Annotated in this window: 17 protein-coding genes and 1 riboswitch; of the genes, 1 reads left to right on the forward strand and 16 read right to left on the reverse strand. The window is 44.1% G+C overall.

Annotated features, from left to right (window positions below; translation table 11 throughout):
• Positions 1 to 272 precede the first annotated feature (272 nt).
• The 16 genes from aroF to metA all read right to left on the reverse strand — a co-directional run bounded on the left by aroF (position 273) and on the right by metA (position 18723).
• Complete coding sequence (gene aroF / locus MKY52_RS00965) at positions 273 to 1319, reverse strand: 3-deoxy-7-phosphoheptulonate synthase (protein WP_341049325.1); 1047 nt, start codon at positions 1317 to 1319, stop codon at positions 273 to 275.
• Positions 1320 to 1583: 264 nt separating this feature from the next.
• Positions 1584 to 2540 carry a 4-hydroxy-3-methylbut-2-enyl diphosphate reductase gene (locus tag MKY52_RS00970; protein WP_042186228.1) on the reverse strand — a complete coding sequence of 319 codons (957 nt, stop codon included), beginning with the start codon at positions 2538 to 2540 and terminating at the stop codon, positions 1584 to 1586.
• Between the two features lie 60 nt (positions 2541 to 2600).
• On the reverse strand, positions 2601 to 4046 hold the full coding sequence (locus MKY52_RS00975; RefSeq protein WP_341049327.1) for a sensor histidine kinase: 1446 nt from the start codon (positions 4044 to 4046) through the stop codon (positions 2601 to 2603).
• A gap of 1 nt (position 4047) precedes the next feature.
• Positions 4048 to 4737: a response regulator transcription factor gene (locus MKY52_RS00980; protein ID WP_042125657.1), complete on the reverse strand. Its 690-nt coding sequence runs from the start codon at positions 4735 to 4737 to the stop codon at positions 4048 to 4050.
• Between the two features lie 107 nt (positions 4738 to 4844).
• Positions 4845 to 6509: a S1C family serine protease gene (locus MKY52_RS00985; RefSeq protein WP_341049328.1), complete on the reverse strand. Its 1665-nt coding sequence runs from the start codon at positions 6507 to 6509 to the stop codon at positions 4845 to 4847.
• 649 nt (positions 6510 to 7158) lie between these two features.
• Positions 7159 to 7812 (reverse strand): response regulator, encoded by a 654-nt coding sequence (locus tag MKY52_RS00990; RefSeq protein WP_042186223.1) that lies wholly within the window; start codon positions 7810 to 7812, stop codon positions 7159 to 7161.
• Between the two features lie 3 nt (positions 7813 to 7815).
• Positions 7816 to 8892, reverse strand: coding sequence for a HAMP domain-containing sensor histidine kinase (locus MKY52_RS00995; RefSeq protein ID WP_042186220.1), 1077 nt, complete (start codon positions 8890 to 8892; stop codon positions 7816 to 7818).
• Positions 8893 to 9972: a cell wall-active antibiotics response protein LiaF gene (liaF, locus tag MKY52_RS01000; protein ID WP_341049330.1), complete on the reverse strand. Its 1080-nt coding sequence runs from the start codon at positions 9970 to 9972 to the stop codon at positions 8893 to 8895.
• Positions 9973 to 10218: 246 nt separating this feature from the next.
• Positions 10219 to 10362, reverse strand: coding sequence for a hypothetical protein (locus MKY52_RS01005; RefSeq protein WP_156114753.1), 144 nt, complete (start codon positions 10360 to 10362; stop codon positions 10219 to 10221).
• A 176-nt stretch (positions 10363 to 10538) separates the two neighbouring features.
• Entirely contained in the window at positions 10539 to 11105 is a 567-nt protein-coding gene (locus tag MKY52_RS01010) for a 3D domain-containing protein (protein WP_445671004.1), read from the reverse strand.
• Between the two features lie 415 nt (positions 11106 to 11520).
• On the reverse strand, positions 11521 to 13458 hold the full coding sequence (gene thrS, locus MKY52_RS01015; protein WP_341049332.1) for a threonine--tRNA ligase: 1938 nt from the start codon (positions 13456 to 13458) through the stop codon (positions 11521 to 11523).
• 498 nt (positions 13459 to 13956) lie between these two features.
• Positions 13957 to 14127 (reverse strand): toxin-antitoxin system HicB family antitoxin, encoded by a 171-nt coding sequence (locus tag MKY52_RS01020; protein ID WP_042125648.1) that lies wholly within the window; start codon positions 14125 to 14127, stop codon positions 13957 to 13959.
• Between the two features lie 11 nt (positions 14128 to 14138).
• Positions 14139 to 14981, reverse strand: coding sequence for an SPFH domain-containing protein (locus MKY52_RS01025; protein ID WP_042186213.1), 843 nt, complete (start codon positions 14979 to 14981; stop codon positions 14139 to 14141).
• A 208-nt stretch (positions 14982 to 15189) separates the two neighbouring features.
• Positions 15190 to 16326: a cyclic dehypoxanthinyl futalosine synthase gene (gene mqnC / locus MKY52_RS01030; RefSeq protein WP_042125644.1), complete on the reverse strand. Its 1137-nt coding sequence runs from the start codon at positions 16324 to 16326 to the stop codon at positions 15190 to 15192.
• Between the two features lie 267 nt (positions 16327 to 16593).
• Positions 16594 to 17766, reverse strand: a complete 1173-nt coding sequence (locus MKY52_RS01035) for an aminotransferase class I/II-fold pyridoxal phosphate-dependent enzyme (RefSeq protein WP_076284218.1) — start codon at positions 17764 to 17766, stop codon at positions 16594 to 16596.
• A gap of 36 nt (positions 17767 to 17802) precedes the next feature.
• Positions 17803 to 18723 carry a homoserine O-acetyltransferase MetA gene (gene metA / locus MKY52_RS01040; protein ID WP_076284219.1) on the reverse strand — a complete coding sequence of 307 codons (921 nt, stop codon included), beginning with the start codon at positions 18721 to 18723 and terminating at the stop codon, positions 17803 to 17805.
• A gap of 114 nt (positions 18724 to 18837) precedes the next feature.
• Positions 18838 to 18968, reverse strand: a riboswitch (SAM riboswitch).
• Positions 18969 to 19366: 398 nt separating this feature from the next.
• On the opposite strand from metA, the gene corA reads away from it, so the two are divergent.
• Positions 19367 to 20302 carry a magnesium/cobalt transporter CorA gene (gene corA, locus MKY52_RS01045; protein ID WP_042125638.1) on the forward strand — a complete coding sequence of 312 codons (936 nt, stop codon included), beginning with the start codon at positions 19367 to 19369 and terminating at the stop codon, positions 20300 to 20302.
• The last annotated feature ends 8 nt before the right edge of the window (positions 20303 to 20310 follow it).

Here is a 20310-nt window from a genome sequence, read left to right on the forward strand (position 1 = left end):
CCCCCAAGTTCCGAACATTAAGCCCCTCACAGTATGCAAATGTTCTTGTTTCATTTTTATTTGCTGTCGTCATTATAAATCTCATACCTAACATCGTCAATGCTTATGTCAGGTATTTCTTTCAGCAATGTAAGATATTCTAACGCTTTCGTGAAATCCATTATTTTCTCTAATATTCATAACATTTCTAACTTATTCAATAGCAAAGAAGCCCTACTATCCCGCTGTACCGCGGGTTTAGAGGACTTCCAAGGTTGTTATATTCTTAAAAATTATAGCGCCGAAACGGTTTCTGGCGAAGTTGAAAACTTACGTCCAACAATCGGAGCAAGCTTTTCTAGATCCTTAAGCAGATTATCGAACTGGTCAGGGAATAACGATTGAACACCGTCACCTGTCATAGAATTGTCCGGATCTGTGTGCATTTCGATGATTAGACCATTTGCACCAGCTGCAACCGAAGCTTTAGCCATAGGTTCAACTAACTCACGACGTCCAGTGCCGTGACTTGGGTCAGAGATTACCGGAAGGTGGCTTAAGCTTTGTAGAACCGGAATAGCCGATAGATCCAGCGTATTGCGTGTGTAAGTCTCAAATGTACGAATACCACGCTCGCAGAGCATTACATCCTTATTTCCGCCTGCCAAAATGTACTCCGCTGCATTGAGCAATTCATCATAGGTTGCACTGAAGCCGCGTTTCAGAAGGACAGGTCTTCCACAAGTACCCAGCTTACGCAACAAATCAAAGTTCTGCATGTTCCGTGTACCCACCTGGAGGATGTCAGCATGTTCTGCACAAATATCCACATACTCTGGTGTCATAACCTCTGTAATGGTTAATAGGCCATGACGCTTTCCTGCTTCAGCCATCATAGTCAAACCTTCTACACCTACGCCTTGGAAGCTGTATGGACCTGTACGGGGCTTAAACGCGCCTCCACGCAGTACCTGAGCACCTGAAGCTTTAACCAGACGGGCAATCTCATCAATCTGCTCTGGAGACTCAACGGCGCATGGTCCGCCCATAATCACCAGATTCTCTCCACCAATCTTCACACCCTTGATATCGATAATGGTATCCTCTGGATGGAAATCACGGCTAGCTAGCTTATAAGACTTGGAGATCTTTACGACGTTCTCTACTCCCTTCATTTGCCGCAAATGCTCTGCAAGCTTAGGAGTGACACTTCCTACTAAACCGATAACAGTGTGATCTGCACCTTTAGAGAGATGTACCTGCAGACCCTCTTTTTCGATAACTGCAATAATATCTTTAACCTGCTCTTCTGGCGTTTGATTGGATGTAATGACGATCATTTTAATAACTTCCTCTCTACACTTAAAATTTATAATAATTTCGCTCAACACACTCGCACTACGACGCGTGTTCGCTTTTAAGCTTTTAAGCTTTTATGCTTTTAACCGATAAAGCGATTTTACTCTAAAAATCCTTTACCGTCAATCCTATTTCCTGATTTATAAGATGAAACCGCTTTTTCTAAATAGAAAAGCGCGTAACCTCGATAGACGAGGTTACGCGCTTTTGTCCTAACACAAATATATAAGTTCGCTTACAGCGCATTAAGTAGTGCTTGTGCTCTTATTCTTAACCGGAGGAAGTAATTTCGCCATATTCACTGTACGTTTGATCTCCCATGTCTCGGGATTCTCGGAATCGTACTGCTCCAAATAATTAATAACTTCTTTGGTAATTGGTGTAGGTGTAGACGCGCCAGAGGTAACCCCCACAATATTTACACCCTTCAGCCAGTCGGTGTTTAGTTCAGAGATATCAGAAATCCGATGAGCAGGCACACCTGCGATCTCTTCCGACACCTGTGCCAGACGATTAGAGTTGTTGCTTCGTGGATCGCCAACGACAATCACTAGATCGCATTGACCCGCCTGTTCCGCTACAGCCTCTTGACGCACCTGAGTAGCCATACATATCTCATTATGCACTTCAGCACCTGGGAAGGTCTCTAGTAGCTTTTTCATAATATTTTTAATGTCCCACTGGCTCATAGTGGTCTGATTCGTAATTACAATCCGTGAAGAAGGAATGGATAGAGTTGCAATCTCATCTTCTTTTTCAATTAAATGCACATGCTCTGGCGCAATGCCGACAGCACCTTCCGGTTCCGGATGGCCTTTCTTGCCGATATAAATAACCTCATAACCGTCATCGACTTTCTCCTGAATGAGATCATGCGTCTTTGTCACATCAGGACAGGTAGCATCGACCGTAGTCAATCCTTTATCCCTAGCCATCTTGCGTACCTCAGGTGAAACTCCGTGAGCAGTGAATATAACAGTTCCACTGTCTACTTTATCGAGAATATCCAGACGGTTATGACCGTCCAAGGTAATGATGCCATCGTCCTCAAACGAATTCGTGACATGACTATTATGAACAATCATGCCCAGTATATAAATCGGCCGGGGAAGATCGAGATTTTGCGCAGCCTGCCGTGCCATTACCATAGCATCGACTACTCCGTAACAATATCCCCGGGGAGAAATTTTAATGACTTCCATGACTTCACCAACTTTCTGCTTTCGTTGACTTCTGTAATAGGACACACTTTAAATTATACCCTATTCCAGCGGCGGAGCAAAGAGAAGCGGCAACCAGATCACAAAAGTAGTTCCTTCGCCTTGGCGTGTAACAACTTCCACAGACCCACCATGCTCGTCAATAATCCATTTAGCAATGGATAAACCAAGCCCAATTCCTTCTGTAATTCCACGTGATTCATCTGCACGATAGAAACGGTCGAAAATATATGGAACCTCATCTTTATCCATACCTATCCCCGTATCGGTGATCCGAATACCAACCTGATTCTGATAGAAAATCGTATCTAAACTTACCTCACCAGAAGGCGTGTATTTAAAAGCATTATCAATAAAAATAAATAACATTTGTTGTAAATAATCTTTATTACCCACAACATATTTTCCATTTAAGACGGACATATCCCCTGTAACCCACTCCGCTTGACGAGGCAGGAAGGATGCCCTACGCGCGATCTCAGTCATCATTGGTTCCAGTGCCACCGGCTCTATCTCGAAGGTTCGCCCTGTATCAGCACGAGCGAGCGAGAGCATATCTGCTACAAGTCGGCTCATTCGCTTAGACTCGTCCGCGATATCCTTCACCGATTCCATCGAGAGCTGGCGAATTTCAGCCTCGCTCATCTTCCCTTCGCCCGGCTCCAGCTCCCATACTTTTTGCAGCAGATCGATATTCCCACGAATGGTTGTGAGTGGTGTCCGAAGCTCATGTGAAGCATCCGATACGAAACGACGCTGAGCCGCATACGAATCCTCAAGCTCTGTGTAGAATCCTTCCATACGCCCAAGCATGCTGTTAACGGTCTCAATAAGTCTTCCTATTTCGTCTGGAGGTCCATCATATTCAATACGGGAGCTTAGGTCATTCCCCGTCTGAATCCCATTTGCAGCTTCAATCACTTTTCCAATAGGACTCATCGCTTTACGTGCCAGGAATAAACCAAAGGTAAATGCCGCGATCAAGGTAGCAAAAGAACCGACAAGCAATATATTTTTCAAACGCTCCAAGAGCTTATTCTGCTCATTCACATAGGCAGCGACTTGTAATACAGCCACTGGATTATTATTATAATGCTCTAGTTCGATAGGCATCTCGTAGATCAAAAACTGATTGCCGTCCACAACAACATTACGAAATCCTTTTGCAATTTTATCTTTAGCAGGATAATCAAACCGTAGGCCAAAGTTAATCATATTTGTCGATTGTGACAAGCTTTTGCTGCCATAAGTATAAATCTGCGTATATAAATTGGAGTTTTCAGGACCGACTCCGCCAAGTTTCAGCTCACCATTGTAGCGATCAACGCTAAATAAAAGTTTCGTTTGCTCAGATTGTACCTTCAGACGATCCTTCAAGTCCCCATACGTATTAAAATAGACAAAACCGTAAATTGCGGCTGATAAGGCCAGCAGCATAACGGCCAAAATCCCTGAATACCAAGCAGTCAGCCGCAATCTTATAGACATGTTAGTTGTCACCTCTTAGAATGTAACCGGCACCCCGGATCGTTTGAATGAGGCGTTTACCGCCATGCTCCTCCGTCTTTTGGCGTAGCATAGCTATGTATACCTCAAGTACATTAGATTCACCGCTGTAATCATAACCCCATATTTTATCCATGATCAGATCCCGCGAAAGCACCCGTTTCGGATTCTGCATAAAGAGATGTAGCAGCTCAAATTCCTTCGCTGTCAGCTCCAGTCTCTTGCCGGCGCGTGTCACTTCACGTGAATCCACATCCAAGGTAATATCCTCGTAAGTAACCGCTTGCTCACTACCGCCACTTTGCTCACTCTTACGTCGTAGTAACGCTCGTACACGTGCAAGTAATTCTTCCAGCGCAAATGGTTTAACTAGATAATCGTCCGCACCCAGATCAAGCCCTTTCACACGATGCTCAATTTCATCCTTGGCCGTAAGCATTAGAACAGGCACATTACTGCCCCCTTCACGCAAACGACGACAGACTTCAAATCCGTCTACCTGAGGCATCATAACATCCAAAATCACCACATCCGGATCGCTGCTCAGGATTGCTCGTAAACCATCCGCTCCATTCACTGCTGTCTTTACATCGTAGCCTTCAAAAGCTAACCCCCTGCGCAGCATGGAGATAATTTTTTCATCATCATCAATAATAAGAATATTCGGTCGCATCAAGCAGCCCCCATTGTTCATTTCTATTTATTCATATTGTAGCAGTCACACCATGTTTAGACAAAAAACGGAAGGGTTGCCCCTTCCGCGTTATTCACCGTCCGGTGTTATTGCTTCTGATTTTGCCCAGTAGTCGTATCAAAATCATTTTTGTTGCCGATTGTTACGGAAAGATCCATGTTCTTGCCATCGCGCACAACATTCAGCGTTACTTTGTCACCGACTTTTAACGTTTGAATGAAAGCGATCAGATCTTGGTTTGTTGCATATTTTGTACCATTTGCACCAGTAATGATATCGTAAGGGCGCAAGTCAGCGGCATACGCTGGGGATTTAAAGATAATGTCTGCAACTACAGAACCTTCTTTAATATCCGTGCCCATTTGCTTAGCTACTTCATCTGTAATCGTCATAAGCGTTGCACCAATGAATGGTACGGGTTCTTTTGGAATCGCTTGGTTCGCTTCGAGTTTATCTACGACTTCTTTAATCGTATTCACAGCGATAGCAAAACCTATACCTTGGGAATCTGTGCTAACAGCAACGTTCATACCAATTACCTGTCCATTCATATTGAGCAGCGGACCACCAGAGTTACCAGGGTTGATAGATGCGTCAGTTTGCAGCAAGTTTTTGTAGTTGCGAGTTCCACTACCATCTTCTTCGTTAATATCGATGCTGCGTCCTTTTGCACTAAGAACACCAGAGGTTACTGTATGATCGAAGCCTTGCGGGTTACCGATAGCAACCACTTCTGAGCCTACTTTCAAGCTATCCGAATCTCCCAGAGCAACTGTAGGGAAATCACTATCTCCCTCAATTTTCAGTACTGCCAAATCCAAATCTTTGCTAGAACCTAGCAATTTTGCTTCGTATGGTTTGGTCACACCATCCACTGTAACTTGGATGACATCGGCATTTTCAATGACGTGCTGATTGGTCAAAATATATCCGGATTTCTCATAAATGAAGCCTGTTCCAATTCCATAAGGGATGAGCTGCGATGAAGAATTTGAACCTGACTTCGAGTCCTGCTCATTTTGTGAAGAACCACTTCCACCGTATTGATCCCCAAAGAAAAATTGAGAGAACGGATCACTCAAATTCGGACTGGATGAACTTCCATTACGTGAACCGGATTTCACTAGCGTCTCAATCTTGACGACTGCTGGTCCAACCGCATCAACTACGCCAGTCACATCACGAGATCCTTTCACCAATGATGTAGTGGTAGTATTAGGTGTAGTACTAGCACTCTCATTCGTCGTCTTCGCCGTTCCATTCGATCCTGAGCTTGCAATGGTTGTTGCATCCCCTGTGAACCAGTTGCCTCGATCTGCCATGAACATAGAACCTGAGAGAACGACCATACCCGCTAAGAAGGAAACAAATATAGTTTTCACTGAGCTTTTTGGCTTTTTATTAAACTGCCAGCCACCGCCACCTTCAGAACCACCTCCGCCGTTTCCTCCACGTCCACCGCCATTACCATCGAAGCCTGTACTGCGATATGAACTGTTATATGGGAGTTGTTTTACAGGCTGTGGAGGTGTAATCTCGACCCGCTCCGGCTCCATCCGGTTGTAATGCTGAGCACTTCCGTCTACGTTACTTTCATCTTTGTTCAATGATTTAAATGGTCCATAAGAATAGTAGTATGATGATCCGGATTCGGATGACTGATTATTATTGCTATTATGGTTATTATTGTCCCAATCCCGATCTGGTGCTGGTCCATTGTCTCGATTAAAGTTGTTTTTGTTATCGTCCATGTTTATTTACCTCCTGCATCCTGTCGCCTGACAAGGATTAATTTGTTTTCTTGTTTCTTATTTTGTACTTTAAACCTTAAGGTCACATTAAAAACAATTTAAGCGGAGATAAAAGATATAGGCAAATAGACGGGATTTGGTTCAAAAGGCGCACGCTGTTGGTCAGGACTGGGTTTCAGGCTACACCGCTGTTGAAATCATGTTCCTATGAATTGACCCTGCAAGTGGAACATGATTTCAAGGGCGGACGTAAACTTTTCGCTCTGATACCCAATCCCTAGGCAGGTATGTAAAAAAGAAGCTCGGGCGCAGAAAACAACGCGGCCCGAACTTCCAACATACAACCTAGAACAAAACCCTAGAACGACGTCCATGAACGAAGTCCAAGAACAAGGAACAAACAACGATCAATAATTATAGGGAAAAACTCCCTATAATTAACCAAAACCACAAGAAATCAAGATTTAAAGGGAATACCTCCTTATAATTCTCAGCAATATAGCTATTTATGAGAAAAACAAGGAATTTATACGGAGGATTTCCCTATAATCCTGTATACAAGCCTAAAACTCAAGTTTAAAGGGAAGTTTTCCCTATAACTTACTTTTAAGCCCCCATAAACTACCCCAAATCATCTTGAACAACAAACCTAACCCTGAGCCCAACCCTTCCGATGAGCATAAATAGCCAACTGGGTTCGATCATCCAGCTCGCATTTCATCAGTAGGTTACTGACATGCGTCTTCACTGTCTTGATGCTGATATGTAGTTCCTCGCCGATATCCTTATTGGTCTTGCCCTCAGCAATGAGCAGTAAGACCTCCTTCTCACGCTCCGTCAAGCCTGAGGAATCCCCTTGCACGGTACGCTGGCGAATTCCACGTGTCAGCGCTTGCGATACATCACCAGTCATAACTGGCATACCGCGAAATGCGCCTTGCAGTGCGTAGATCAGTTCCTCTGCCGATACGGTTTTGAGCACATAACTGACTGCTCCAGCTTCTATAGCATCCACGACGAGGTCATCCTCTAAGAAGCTGGTCAAGATAACGATTTTGAGACCAGGAAATTCCGATAGCACTGCACGAGTAGTCTCCACACCATTCATCACAGGCATCATCAGATCCATTAGCACGAGATCGGGTAAGCCTTCATGTCCGCCAGCACGCAGCATCTCCAGCGCTTCCTGTCCATTTGCTGCTTCTCCTATAACCTCAAACGTCGGCTCCAGCATCAGATATGTTTTAAGACCCATCCGCACCATATCATGATCATCCACGAGCAACACTCTTATGACGCTCATGCTCTATTCCTCCTCGTCCTCTGTATCTGTTCCTAATGCTCTTTTTTCCTCTAACTCAGAGTTCCCTTGCACAAACTTAGGGATATGTACGCGTATGGTCGTTCCCGCACCCTTTCGGCTAATAATCTCCACTTGTCCACCCAGTTTCTCCGCACGTTCGCGCATGGTGGTAAGACCATACGAACCCTGTTTTTGCTGTATATGTTCAAAACCTTGACCGTCGTCGCTAATACTCAGCACAACCTGTCTTGACCCTTCACGCAGTGATAAACTGACCAGTCTAGCTTCAGCATGCTTCACAATATTCGCCATAGCCTCCTGGATAATCAAGAATAGCTGATGTTCAATAGCCTCAGATAATTCTCCTTGCAGCTCAAGCTCCTTCATTCCTTTTAAGCCGTTCTGGCGGCAATAATCAGGGAACCATTTTTCCAGTGCTTCGAAAAGATTCCTGCCTTCCAGCTCCACCGGTCGCAACTGTGCAATAAGTGCTCTCATCTGCTTTTGTGCCATTTGTGACATTGCAATTAACTGATCCATTACCAATTGACCTTGAGCTTCATTAACCTTCAGCACTTTAGGCAGCGAAGAAGCCGACATATGGATGGCAAAAAGCTGTTGGCTCACCGTATCATGCAAATCCCGGGCCATACGTCTTCTTTCCTCCAACACCGCACTCTCCGCTGCCTGTTCCTTCTCAATAACCTCTTGTTCACCCAATCGCTGCAGAAGCTGCATCTTGTTCTCAACCGTATCCATCATGACATTAAATTCATGGTACACTCTCGCAAAAGACTGGTCATCACTCTCTGGCATACGAACGGACAAATTCCCTTTTGCCACCTGCAGCATGTTTAGATCCAGATGATCAATCCGCCGCTGAATGCGCTGACCTGCCATATAGCCGATTACAACAGTGAATAACACGATCCCAAGACATAAGTACAGCCACATGCGATAATCCATTACTTCGATATACCCAAGGCAAGTGCCTGCATACATCAACCCGGCGCTTACGGCTCCAGTGAGCAAAAAGTAAAACAACAACAACCATTTGGTATTACTAAAGATTGTTCCCATCTAACCCACCGTTTTAACTTTAATGTCACCTATAAAAGCACTTACGTTAATGCGGACTTTTTTGCCCGCTTCTTTATAATAAGGCGTCTTGCATTGAACACTGCTCATAAATCCACTCCGAGACTGATCCAGAACTTCCATATCGCCGATAAATGAACTACTGTTCACTGAGATTCCAAGATCCATATCATTCGGAATGTACACCTTGATGTCGCCTATAAAAGCGGAGATATTAATCTTCGTCTCTCCATAAGCAATTTGTGCGTTCGTAAGATCCAGTACAGTATCACCTATAAACTGCGAGACATTTGTGTTCTTCAGTTGGAAATGCTCACGCCCCATGTGGACATCCCCAATAAAAGCAGAGCGATTGGTTGACTCCTTGTTGTTACTCTCTGTCTCATGGAACTCCTCATGCCATTCCCCATGTCTTCTAGCATGACGCTCATGACGCTCCTGACGTCTGCGCTCATGACGCTCCTGTTTCTCCTGCCAACGTGATTCAGCGGTGGACTTAAAAGCTCCAGTTCCGTCCTCATCCTCTTCTTCATCTTTTTGCAGATTAATATTCCAGTCTCTCCCACCAGAAGATTTGCCGAATTTCTGCTCGAATTGTTCATCTAGCGTGGAATCCAGCGGTTTTGGCGGCTCCACATCTAGCGAGCTTTTTCCTGGAGGAAAGTAATCAGGTGGTGATGGTGGCGCAGGTGGCACTGGTGGTACTGAACCTCGTGGTTTAAATATCACATAAAGACCGCCACCAATAAGCATGATTGGAATGAACATTTTGAAAAAATCCCCGGCTGAAATATCGAACCAGTCCAAATTTCGTCCAAGGAAAAACACTCCGATCGCCAGAAAGAAAAAACCGCCGATAGGTGAAGATCCACCTTTTTGATGTTCGTCTCCCGTACCCAGGAGTCGCTTCATCCCCATGAGGATCAAGATAACAGGCCAATAATTTGAGATTAAATAACCTAAGCTGAAATCGGTGTAACCCAATTGTCTAAGTAGAAACATGGCTCCAATCCCTATCAGGATCAAGCCGCCAAAAATCTGACTTGTGAACCTTCTTTTCATATTCCATTTCCCCTTTAAATTAGTGGAACGCTCTCTTCTTCAATCTTATAGCCTTAGTCTACAGGAAGGAAGCGCTCATAAACAGCGGCGAGAGAAGGAACTTCCACTCAGTCTCTAGACGGAGACGAATGGGGTAATATTCCATTTACTTCATTATATATGAAATATAAAAAAAAGACCGCCCCTCAGTTATAAACTGATTTGGGACAGTCTCTTTATTCAGCAGTCTTCAGCTTCAGTAGCGCATTATTGTTGCGGTTTCTGAGCTGGTTTAGAAGTATTTCCACTTTGCTTAGTTGTGCCGTCATTCTCAACAGCAAACTCAGCATTGTATTTTTCATTCGGTGTTTTGTAGTTTTCTTGAACTTTAGATTTTTTATTATTAGCCACGGAATTCACCTCCCTTATCCCTTATGCAGCATAGATAATGCTTACTAAGAGAAAATCTCGGATGAGGCTAATGCTCTGCCCCAGTCCGTATTATGGCAAGGTGATGTCACTATTATGCATGACCAAGTGAAATTAAGTTCAATCCACCAAATTCATTGAAGTATAACCGCTAGATCTTAAATGGATTCTTCCAGCAGGGATTGCGGTACAGCATTGTAAGTCTCAATCGCCTGAGTAAGCTTCTTCAGCATCACTTCTGTACATGTACCGTTTCCTCGCTTAATGAGCTGAACTACAACTGATTTTTTGCCCCATTCCTTATACACCTGTTTCGTAGTAGCAAAATACAAATCAATCTTCCGCCCTTTAATGGCAGATCCTGTATCAGCGACGATGCCGTACCCATAACCAGGTATATAAAGTATACTCCCTAACGGGATTACCTTAGGGTCAGCAGCAATAGTCGAGACTGTGTTCTTATCTCTACGTACTTTAACACCTGAATAGGTGATTCCGTATTCGGGATGTTTAGATGTTTTACCTGTTGATTCATAACCCGCAGTATAACCCGTCGCCATCACTTTCATTGAAGTAATAATCTGGTCAGGAGCTGGCGCAGCTACAGGAACCGAATTCGGCAATTTTGAAGAGCCTGTACCCCCACTCCCTTTGGTAGTTGGAGCTTTAGTGCTCTGTGGTGACTTTGTAGCTACTGGTTTATTTTTTGTTGTCGCAGGAACGATCGGTACGCTGGAATATGGCTCGTTTGATAACAAGGTAGCACGGCCAGTGGCGAGAATAGCTTGTTGATCTTTGATTCTCATTGAACCTGAGTTAGCCTGAGTATGTTGCAATTCGTTCGAAAGCGTTTTGCTAATATCTGTGTGCTGTAATGTGTCTCCTGTCCCATTAGCCACAACTGCTTGATGCTTGGATTCAGGAATGATTCCTGCAGCAGTTAACAGTAGGACTAGTGTGACGAAAAGACACCAAAACCTCTGAAATATGCCCATTTTGTTCATGTGATAAACCTCCCCCTTATTAGCGAAGGTTTCCCGATTCACAAAATTTTATACATAAAGATCAATTTTCAATCCTTATGGGCATATGACAGAGGTCGTTATTAGACGTACTTTTGGTGTTGATTATTACAAGTAATTAGGAGATTACACGGTCAGCAATTTCCTGAGCCAGCAGCTCAATAACTTCTTGAAGCGGCTTAGCTCCCATATCGCCTTCTCCACGCTTACGGATGGAAACTGTCTCGGCATTCATCTCATTCTCGCCAACTACGAACATGTATGGTAGCTTCTCCAGCTGAGCTTCACGGATCTTATAGCCAAGCTTCTCATTACGCAAATCTGCCTCAGCAGAGATACCACGGCGACGCAGCTTGTCTGTAACTTCCTTAGCATAATCGTCGAAGGCAGTCGAAACAGGAATAACTTTAACCTGCTGTGGAGACAGCCAAAGCGGCAGTGATCCTGCAAAGTTCTCTAACAAGAAAGCAACAAAGCGCTCCATAGTACCTAAAATACCGCGGTGTAGAACGACTGGACGGTGTTTCTGACCATCGTCACCGATATATTCCAATTCAAAGCGTTCAGGCAGCAAGAAGTCGATCTGTACAGTGGAGAGAGTTTCTTCTTTGCCTAGTACAGTCTTGATCTGCACATCCAGCTTAGGACCGTAGAAGGCAGCTTCGCCTTCTGCTTCGTAGAATGGCAGACCAGCTTCTTCTACAACTTCACGCAGCATACGCTGTGCAGTTTCCCACATTTCGTCATTAGCGTAATATTTCTCAGTATCCTTAGGATCACGATAAGACAACCGGAAACGGTAGTCATTAATACCAAAGTCACTGTATACCTGTTTAATCAGCTCGATTACACGAATGAACTCGCCTTTAATTTGATCCAGACGGCAGAAAATATGGGAGTCATTTAGAGTCATCGAACGCACACGGTGCAAGCCAGTCAATGCTCCTGACATTTCATAACGGTGCTGGATACCCAGTTCAGCAATACGGATCGGCAGATCACGATAGCTGTGCATGGAGCTCTTATAAATCATCATGTGATGCGGGCAGTTCATTGGGCGAAGCACAAATTCTTCATTATCAATAGTCATTTTAGGGAACATGTCCTCTTGATAGTGCTCCCAGTGTCCAGAAGTTTTATATAGTTCAACATTACCAAGAACCGGAGTATATACATGCTGGTATCCTAGACTTGCTTCCAGATCCACAATGTAACGTTCCAGAATACTGCGCAGTTTAGCACCCTTAGGCAGCCAGATCGGCAAGCCTTGGCCTACCAATTGATTAAATGTGAAGATTTCAAGCTCTTTACCCAGCTTACGGTGGTCGCGTTTCTTCGCTTCTTCAAGCAGACGAAGATGCTCATCGAGCTGCGCTTTTTTAATCCAAGCTGTACCGTATACACGTTGAAGCATTTTATTCTTGCTATCGCCGCGCCAGTAAGCACCAGCTACATTCATCAATTTAAAGACTTTGATCTTAGAAGTCGACGGTAAGTGTGGTCCCCGGCACAAGTCGAAGAATTCGCCTTGTTCATAGATCGAAATCACACTATCTTCAGGCAATGCTTCGATTAGTTCAAGTTTGTAAGGATCGCCTAGCTCACCGAATATTTCCAACGCTTCCTTACGGCTAACTTCCTTACGTACGATTGGAAGGTTCTCAGAGATAATGCGATCCATTTCCTTTTCAATCTTTAGCAGATCCTCAGGATTAAGCGGATGTTCCAAATCCATATCGTAGTAGAAGCCATCTTCGATAACAGGACCTACACCAAGCTTAACTTCCTTTGTTCCATATAAACGTCTTACAGCTTGCGCCATCAAGTGGGCAGTACTGTGACGCATAACTTCCAAGCCTTCAGGTGAATCCAAAGTTACGATTTCTATCAATGCGCCTTCCTCTAGCGGAGTGGACAGATCCACGACAATACCATTCAATTTCCCTGCCACCGCGTTCTTGCGAAGTCCACTACTAATAGAAGCCGCTACATCTTCAATATTACTACCTTCTGCGTATTCCCGAACGGAGCCGTCCGGAAGTTTAATACTTACCATTTTAATTTCCTCCTTCATTTCCTTAAGCCAAACAATAATTTTAATTTTTTCGAAACGGAAATATCCACGCATACAAAAAACGCCCGTCCCGCAAAGGGACGAGCGATTACACCCGTGGTTCCACCCAAATTCGATTCTCTCAATCTGCTCTTAAAGCAGAGTCGAGTCAGAATCCTTCGTAAGCATGGAATAACGACCATGAACCGGCGGTTCTTACTATCCCATTTCAGGGAATTCATAACCGCAGCTACAAAGGGGTAAATCGATAGTAGGATACCGGAGGAAATTACAGCCTATGTTCCCTCTCTCTGATACGGTCCAGAACAATCCATTCATATCTTTGTCAAAGCTGTTAACGTGAATTATGGAGTAATTATAAATCTGTCCTCTCTGTCAGTCAAGTCTGTAGAGGGGGCAAAATTTTGTAAACCGCGGAAACAGTCACCTACACGGACAGTTCTGCAGCAAGGAAATAGCGCTAGAACTGTCCTTAACAGGTTACTCTTCTCGGCGTTTCCTTTCAGGTAAGCGGCCTGCACGTTTCAAAGACTCACGCAGCAAGTATTCGATATGTCCGTTTACACTGCGAAATTCCTCTCCCGCCCAACGTTCCAACGCCTCATGCAGATCCGGATCGATCCGCAATGGAAAGCTTTTCTTGGCCGCCATGATGCACCGCCTTAATACAACGAGCCGGCGTTAATGACCGGACTCGCTCCGCGCTCCGACACGATCGCCACCATCAGATTATTAATCATGGCCGCTTTACGTTCTTCGTCAAGCTCCACTACACCGCTCTCTTTAAGCTGTTTAATCGCCATATCGACCATGCCAACTGCACCTTCAACAATGATTTGACGAGCAGACAGAATGGCAGAAGCTTGCTGCCGCTGCAACATGGTGCTGGCGATTTCTGTTGAATAAGCCAAATGTGTAAGCCGGGCTTCAATGACTTCTACACCAGATAAGGACAAACGCTCTTGAAGCTCAGTCGCTAACTCTTTAGCAATTTCATCTGCATTGGCACGCAGGGACATCCCAGATTCATTGAAGTTATCATAAGGGTATTTGCTGGCTACATGACGCAGCGCCGTTTCACTCTGAATCTCTACGAAAGCCATGTATTTATCTACATCAAAGAGGGCTTTAGCGGAGTTAATCACTTTAAAGACGATAACTGCAGCAATTTCAATCGGATTACCTTCAACATCATTGACCTTGAGCTTCACACTGTTAAAGTTACGAACGCGTAGGGAAACCGTCTTACGTACGCTGAACGGAATAACTGCGAACAGTCCACTCGTTGCAATAGTCCCTACATATTTGCCGAAAAAGGTGACTACAACCGACTTATTAGGTTGTACAACCGTAATACTCGTACATAGTATTGCTGATACAACGAACAGAATGACCGGTACTGCAATATACTCCTGAACAGCACCATAGATTCCACCAGCCAAACAAACTGCAATTAATGCGATAACCCAAAATCCGCTGACAGGACGAAGCGTCTTCTCCTTCATAAAAAAGCACCCCCATAAGATATTCTTTTGATATGATTATGATATCACTTTTGGATAATAATGTGTATACAGAAATGTAATAAAATAATGAATTTATGTTCACAGGTAAAATAAACCTTCGAAATCTTAACCATACAAAAAAAACGCTTGCTGCTCAATCATCCACTAAACGGATTAACGAGCAACAAGCGTTGATTTAATTTATATATTAGTTCTGCATGATGAAATCATTATCAATCTTCGCATTAGCATCATCGAACACGCGCAGAATATCGTAGCGTGTATTCCGCTGTGCCGGGATTTTGCCTGCTTCACGGATCAGCTGAGTAATCGATTCGATATTGACCTTGTAGGTCGCGCCCGCAGAAGATACTACATTTTCTTCAATCATCGTACTGCCGAAATCGTTGCAGCCATATTGAAGGGAAAGCTTGCCGACCTCTGGTCCCATTGTTACCCAAGAGGACTGAAAGTTCTTAATGTTGTCTAGAACAAGGCGACTTATGGCTACCGTCTTCAGATATTCTTCAGGCGTTTGTCTATCCAGCTTCAGGTTGGTATTATCCGGTTGGAAGGTCCAAGAGATAAAGGCCAAGAAACCCTCTGAATCATACTTGTTGGCAATACACTCGTCCTGAGCCTCACGCACACGAAGTAAGTGTAATGCCCGTTCTTCCATACTTTCACCAAGTCCAATGACCATCGTAGCTGTCGTATTCATACCGATCTTATGCGCTGTCTGCATTACGTCCATCCACTCGCGCCATGAGCCTTTAAGTCGGCTGATCTTGCGGCGTGTGCGATCATCGAGAATTTCCGCTCCCCCACCTGGTAGTGAATCCAGGCCAGCAGCATGGATTTCACGCACAACTTCCTCGAGCGATAATCCAGATACTTCTTTCATCTTCATAATCTCAGCAGGAGAGAAGGAATGCATTGTAATCTCAGGAAAACGTTGCTTAATTCCGCGAAGTATATCGGTATAATAGCTGAAAGGAAGATTTGGGTTCGTACCGCCTTGCATCAGTATTTCTGTACCATTTACAGCGATAGTTTCAGCGATTTTTTGGTAAATCGTCTCATCCGGCAATACATAACCCTCGTCAGAGCCCGGTCTGCGATAAAATGCGCAGAAACGGCAGTAGACATCACATACATTCGTATAGTTAATATTACGACCAATTACAAACGTGGCCATCGGGTCTGGATGCCAGCGTTCCATTATGGTGTTTGCAGCTGCACCCATTTTCTCAATTTCGTTGCTCTCGAACAGTCGGATGGTATCTTCCAATTGGAGACGTTCACCCCGTAGGGCTTTGTCCAAAATAAGATCTATCGCACTCATCGTTCGCATCCTCCTTCTAAACCCTTAGGGGTATGGTAGAATCACAAAATTACAGGAAGAAAAAACGTTGTCTCTTTTTCAAGATGACAACCCTTTCTCATACAATTGAACAGTTCATTTCCTCATCGTATCACAATCTGAACAGCTTGAAAAATGCTTTTACATTCTTCGCAAATTCCTATCCAGAAGAAAAGCAGCATCGCACTAAGCGATACTGCTAGTTATACTCTATTTCTCCACTAACACTCGATTGAACATTTCTTCCTGTTACTTGGACTCAATTTCTGCCCTAGCGGCTTCTAGTGCTTGGCCAAGATCAGCAATCAAATCCTCTGCATGTTCAATACCGACGGAGAAGCGCAGCAAACGATCATCTACACCCACAGCATTTCGAATCTCCACAGGAATATCAGCATGTGTTTGTACAGCCGGATAAGTCATAAGTGACTCTACGCCGCCCAAGCTTTCTGCGAATGCAATAAGACGAATATGGCGAAGAAGCGGCTCTACGTATCTGGCATCTTTTAATTTGAAAGAAAAAATACCGGTATTGCCTGAAGATTGGCGATTCTGGATTTCATGTCCTGGATGATCAGGCAATCCTGGATGGAACACTTCCGCAATCGCTGGATGCTCTAATAAGTAGTGAGCGATCGCTAGTGCATTGCTTTCGTGACGCTCCATACGCAGCGCCAATGTCTTCAAGCCTCTCATCAACTGATAACTGTCTGTTGGTCCGAGCACGGCGCCAATAGAGTTATGTAGAATAGCTAGTTCAGCTGATAATTCTACACCCTTGGATACAATCAGGCCTGCCAGTACATCATTATGACCACCCAAATACTTAGTAGCGCTATGAACTACAATATCCGCACCTAATTCTATAGGCCGTTGGAAGAATGGAGTCAGCAGCGTATTATCTACAATGCTAAGTAACCCATGGTGACGTGCCCAAGTGCACACGGCTTCAATATCCGTGATCATCATAAGTGGGTTCGTTGGCGTTTCAATAAATACAGCTTTCGTATTTGGACGACGCGAAGCTTCCAGTGCATCCAAATCATTCGTGTCTACATAAGAAGCAGTGATTCCAAACTTGGACATAATCCGTTCCAACAAACGATAGGTACCGCCGTAAAGATCCAGCGAAACGATCAGATGATCGCCTTGAGCGAACAAGGTAAGAACCGTTTGTATCGCTGCCATCCCTGAGCTACAAGCAAATCCTGCATCTCCAGATTCCAGTTCCGCAGCTGCATTCTCAAGCACTGAACGGGTCGGACTCTTGGTGCGGCTATAATCAAACCCTGTGCTCTGACCGAGTTTTGGATGACGAAATGCTGTTGCATTATAAATCGGAAAATTAATCGCTCCTGTGGCAGGATCTTCTTGAGAACCTATTTGAGCCAGTCTACTTTCAATCCTAAGTTTGTCATCCATGATTAATGCCTCCTAATTTATATTGTAGCGCTATTATTAATAAACAATCGGGTCGATATCATAAGGCGTTTCTTGATATACATAGTAATTGAGCCAGTTAGAGAATAATAAATTGGCATGCGCACGCCACACTGCTGGAGGTGTACGTTCTGGATCATCTTTAGGGAAGTAATGTTTCGGCAAAGCCATCTCCATCCCTCTAGACACATCACGGTCATATTCCCATTTCAAGGATAGAGGATCATATTCGGAATGTCCGGTCACAAATATTTGTTTACCGTCGTTTGTAGCCACTAGGTACATACCAGCTTCTTCGGATTCCGCTAGAATCTGCAGATCTGGGTTATTCTCAATATCTTCACGGGAGACATCAGTATGACGAGAGTGTGGTACATGGAATACCTCGTCAAAGCCGCGCAACAGTTTAATGTTATTTTGATTAATCGTATGAGCGAAGACGCCAAAGCATTTCTCAGGCAATGCCACTTTACGAACACCAAAATGATGATATAAGCCTGCCTGTGCCGCCCAACAAATATGCATGGTTGAAGTCACATTGTCCTTGCTCCATTCAAAAATCTCTTTCAGTTCTTCCCAATACGATACTTCCTCGAACTCCATTTGTTCTACAGGAGCACCTGTAACGATTAAACCATCCAAACGGCGGTGGCTGATCTCGTCAAAGGTTTTGTAAAAGCTCTTCAAATGTTCAGCAGAAGTATTCTTGGAAATATGGGAACGCGGATGCAATAAAGTAACATCAACTTGTAGTGGCGAATTTCCAATTAAACGCAGCAATTGAGTCTCTGTCGTCTCTTTAGTCGGCATGAGGTTCAGAATAGCAATCCGTAGTGGACGGATATCCTGATGGAAAGCCTGACTTTCGTCCATCACAAAAATATTTTCTCCGGATAGTACTTCTTTCGCCGGTAAACTGTCGGGAATTTTAATTGGCATTGTCTTTCCACTCCTTAGCTGAATTTAGTTGTTTTGCCGCACTGCGGCTTGCTGAACAATAAAAAGACCTTCCTCGGAAATCGAGAAAGGTCATATCTACAGTCATATGCGCCTCTCTCATCTGCCAGAATGTTCCTGAAGACGATTAGACATCTGCAGAAATTCCGCAAGAATTAGCACCGTGCGTTTACACGCCGGTTGCCGGGTTTCATAGGGCTAGTCCCTCCACCTGCTCTTGATAAGATTTAGCTGTATTCAATTAAATTACTTTAAAATTCACTTTAAATCATGAACCTCCTTTTCGTCAAGTCCATACAATGCTGAAGAAGCCTCAAAATCACAATAAATTTGCTTGAAAGAGGCATACTCCGTTGTTATACTAGACAAGTATTTCATACCTGAACGAAAAGAAGAGGTGAGAAGAAGGATGGAAGGCGACCCGAGCTCGCAAATATGTGTACAGAATGAGCAACCACACAGGATAATCATCAGCTTGCCGGCGGCGGGAGCAGTTCTTCTTCATGCCCTCGAAACGTCATTTGGCCCTATGTATTGATTGTACAGCCGGCCAAGCTGATTTTTTTCTCTGTGCTTAATTTAGCAGTCCCTAGTGAAGACCTGGGGATAGGAGGAGTGAAATCAGATGAAAATCCGGCTGGTAAATGCAGGGGTTTTTACACCTATTGATGAAATTGATGAAACACTAACACCCCCAACGGAAGGGTTCTATTGGATTGACGCCGATGTTGAGGATTTGGAGCTGCTTCAGCCCTTGTTCAACCTACATGATCTTGCTGTTGAGGATTGCCTTAGCGAAGAGGATCAGCGTCCAAAGATCGAAATATACGAAAGTCACTACTTTATAGTTGTAAATAGCATCCGCTTTGACGATGAAGAAATTTTCCTACGGGCGCTCAATGTATTCCTTGGAAGACATTACATCATCACTGTCACGAAACAAAAGATCAATGAACTACGAATCCTGAAGCCTATGCTCTGGGAGCAAGAAGTAAGTGAACCGGATATGTTCCTTTACTTGCTAATTGACCTTGTCGTTGATAACTATTTCTCCGTCGGCGACCGAATTGAAGCTCGGATTGAGAAGTTGGAAGAAGATATCCTCATGCATACCAAGAAGTCACATCTCAGTGAAATTATCGGTCTGCGAAGTGAAATTCTATGGTTGAAGAAAATGCTGGGGCCACAAAAAGAAGTGATCAATACCCTAAATAAAAAAGACCTCCGTCTGATTGATGATCAGCTGCAGAAATATTTTAGCGACATTTATGAAAATGCGGTTAAAATATCTGAAACCTTTGAGACGTATCGCGATCTCATGGGCAACTTACGAGAGGCATACCAATCCAGTATCGCCAACCGCGCGAATGAAATTATGAGAGTATTTACTGCGATCACAACAATATTCATGCCCTTGACCGTAATTACCGGAATCTACGGTATGAACTTTGATCATATGCCCGAGCTTCATACGAAATATGGCTATTATGGCGTTATAGGCGTTATGTTGACGTTAGGCTGTGGGATGCTGTATGTTTTCCGCAAGAAGGAATGGCTATGAAACGAACC

Source organism: Paenibacillus sp. FSL P4-0184, assembly GCF_038004625.1.
GTDB lineage: Bacteria > Bacillota > Bacilli > Paenibacillales > Paenibacillaceae > Paenibacillus_AQ.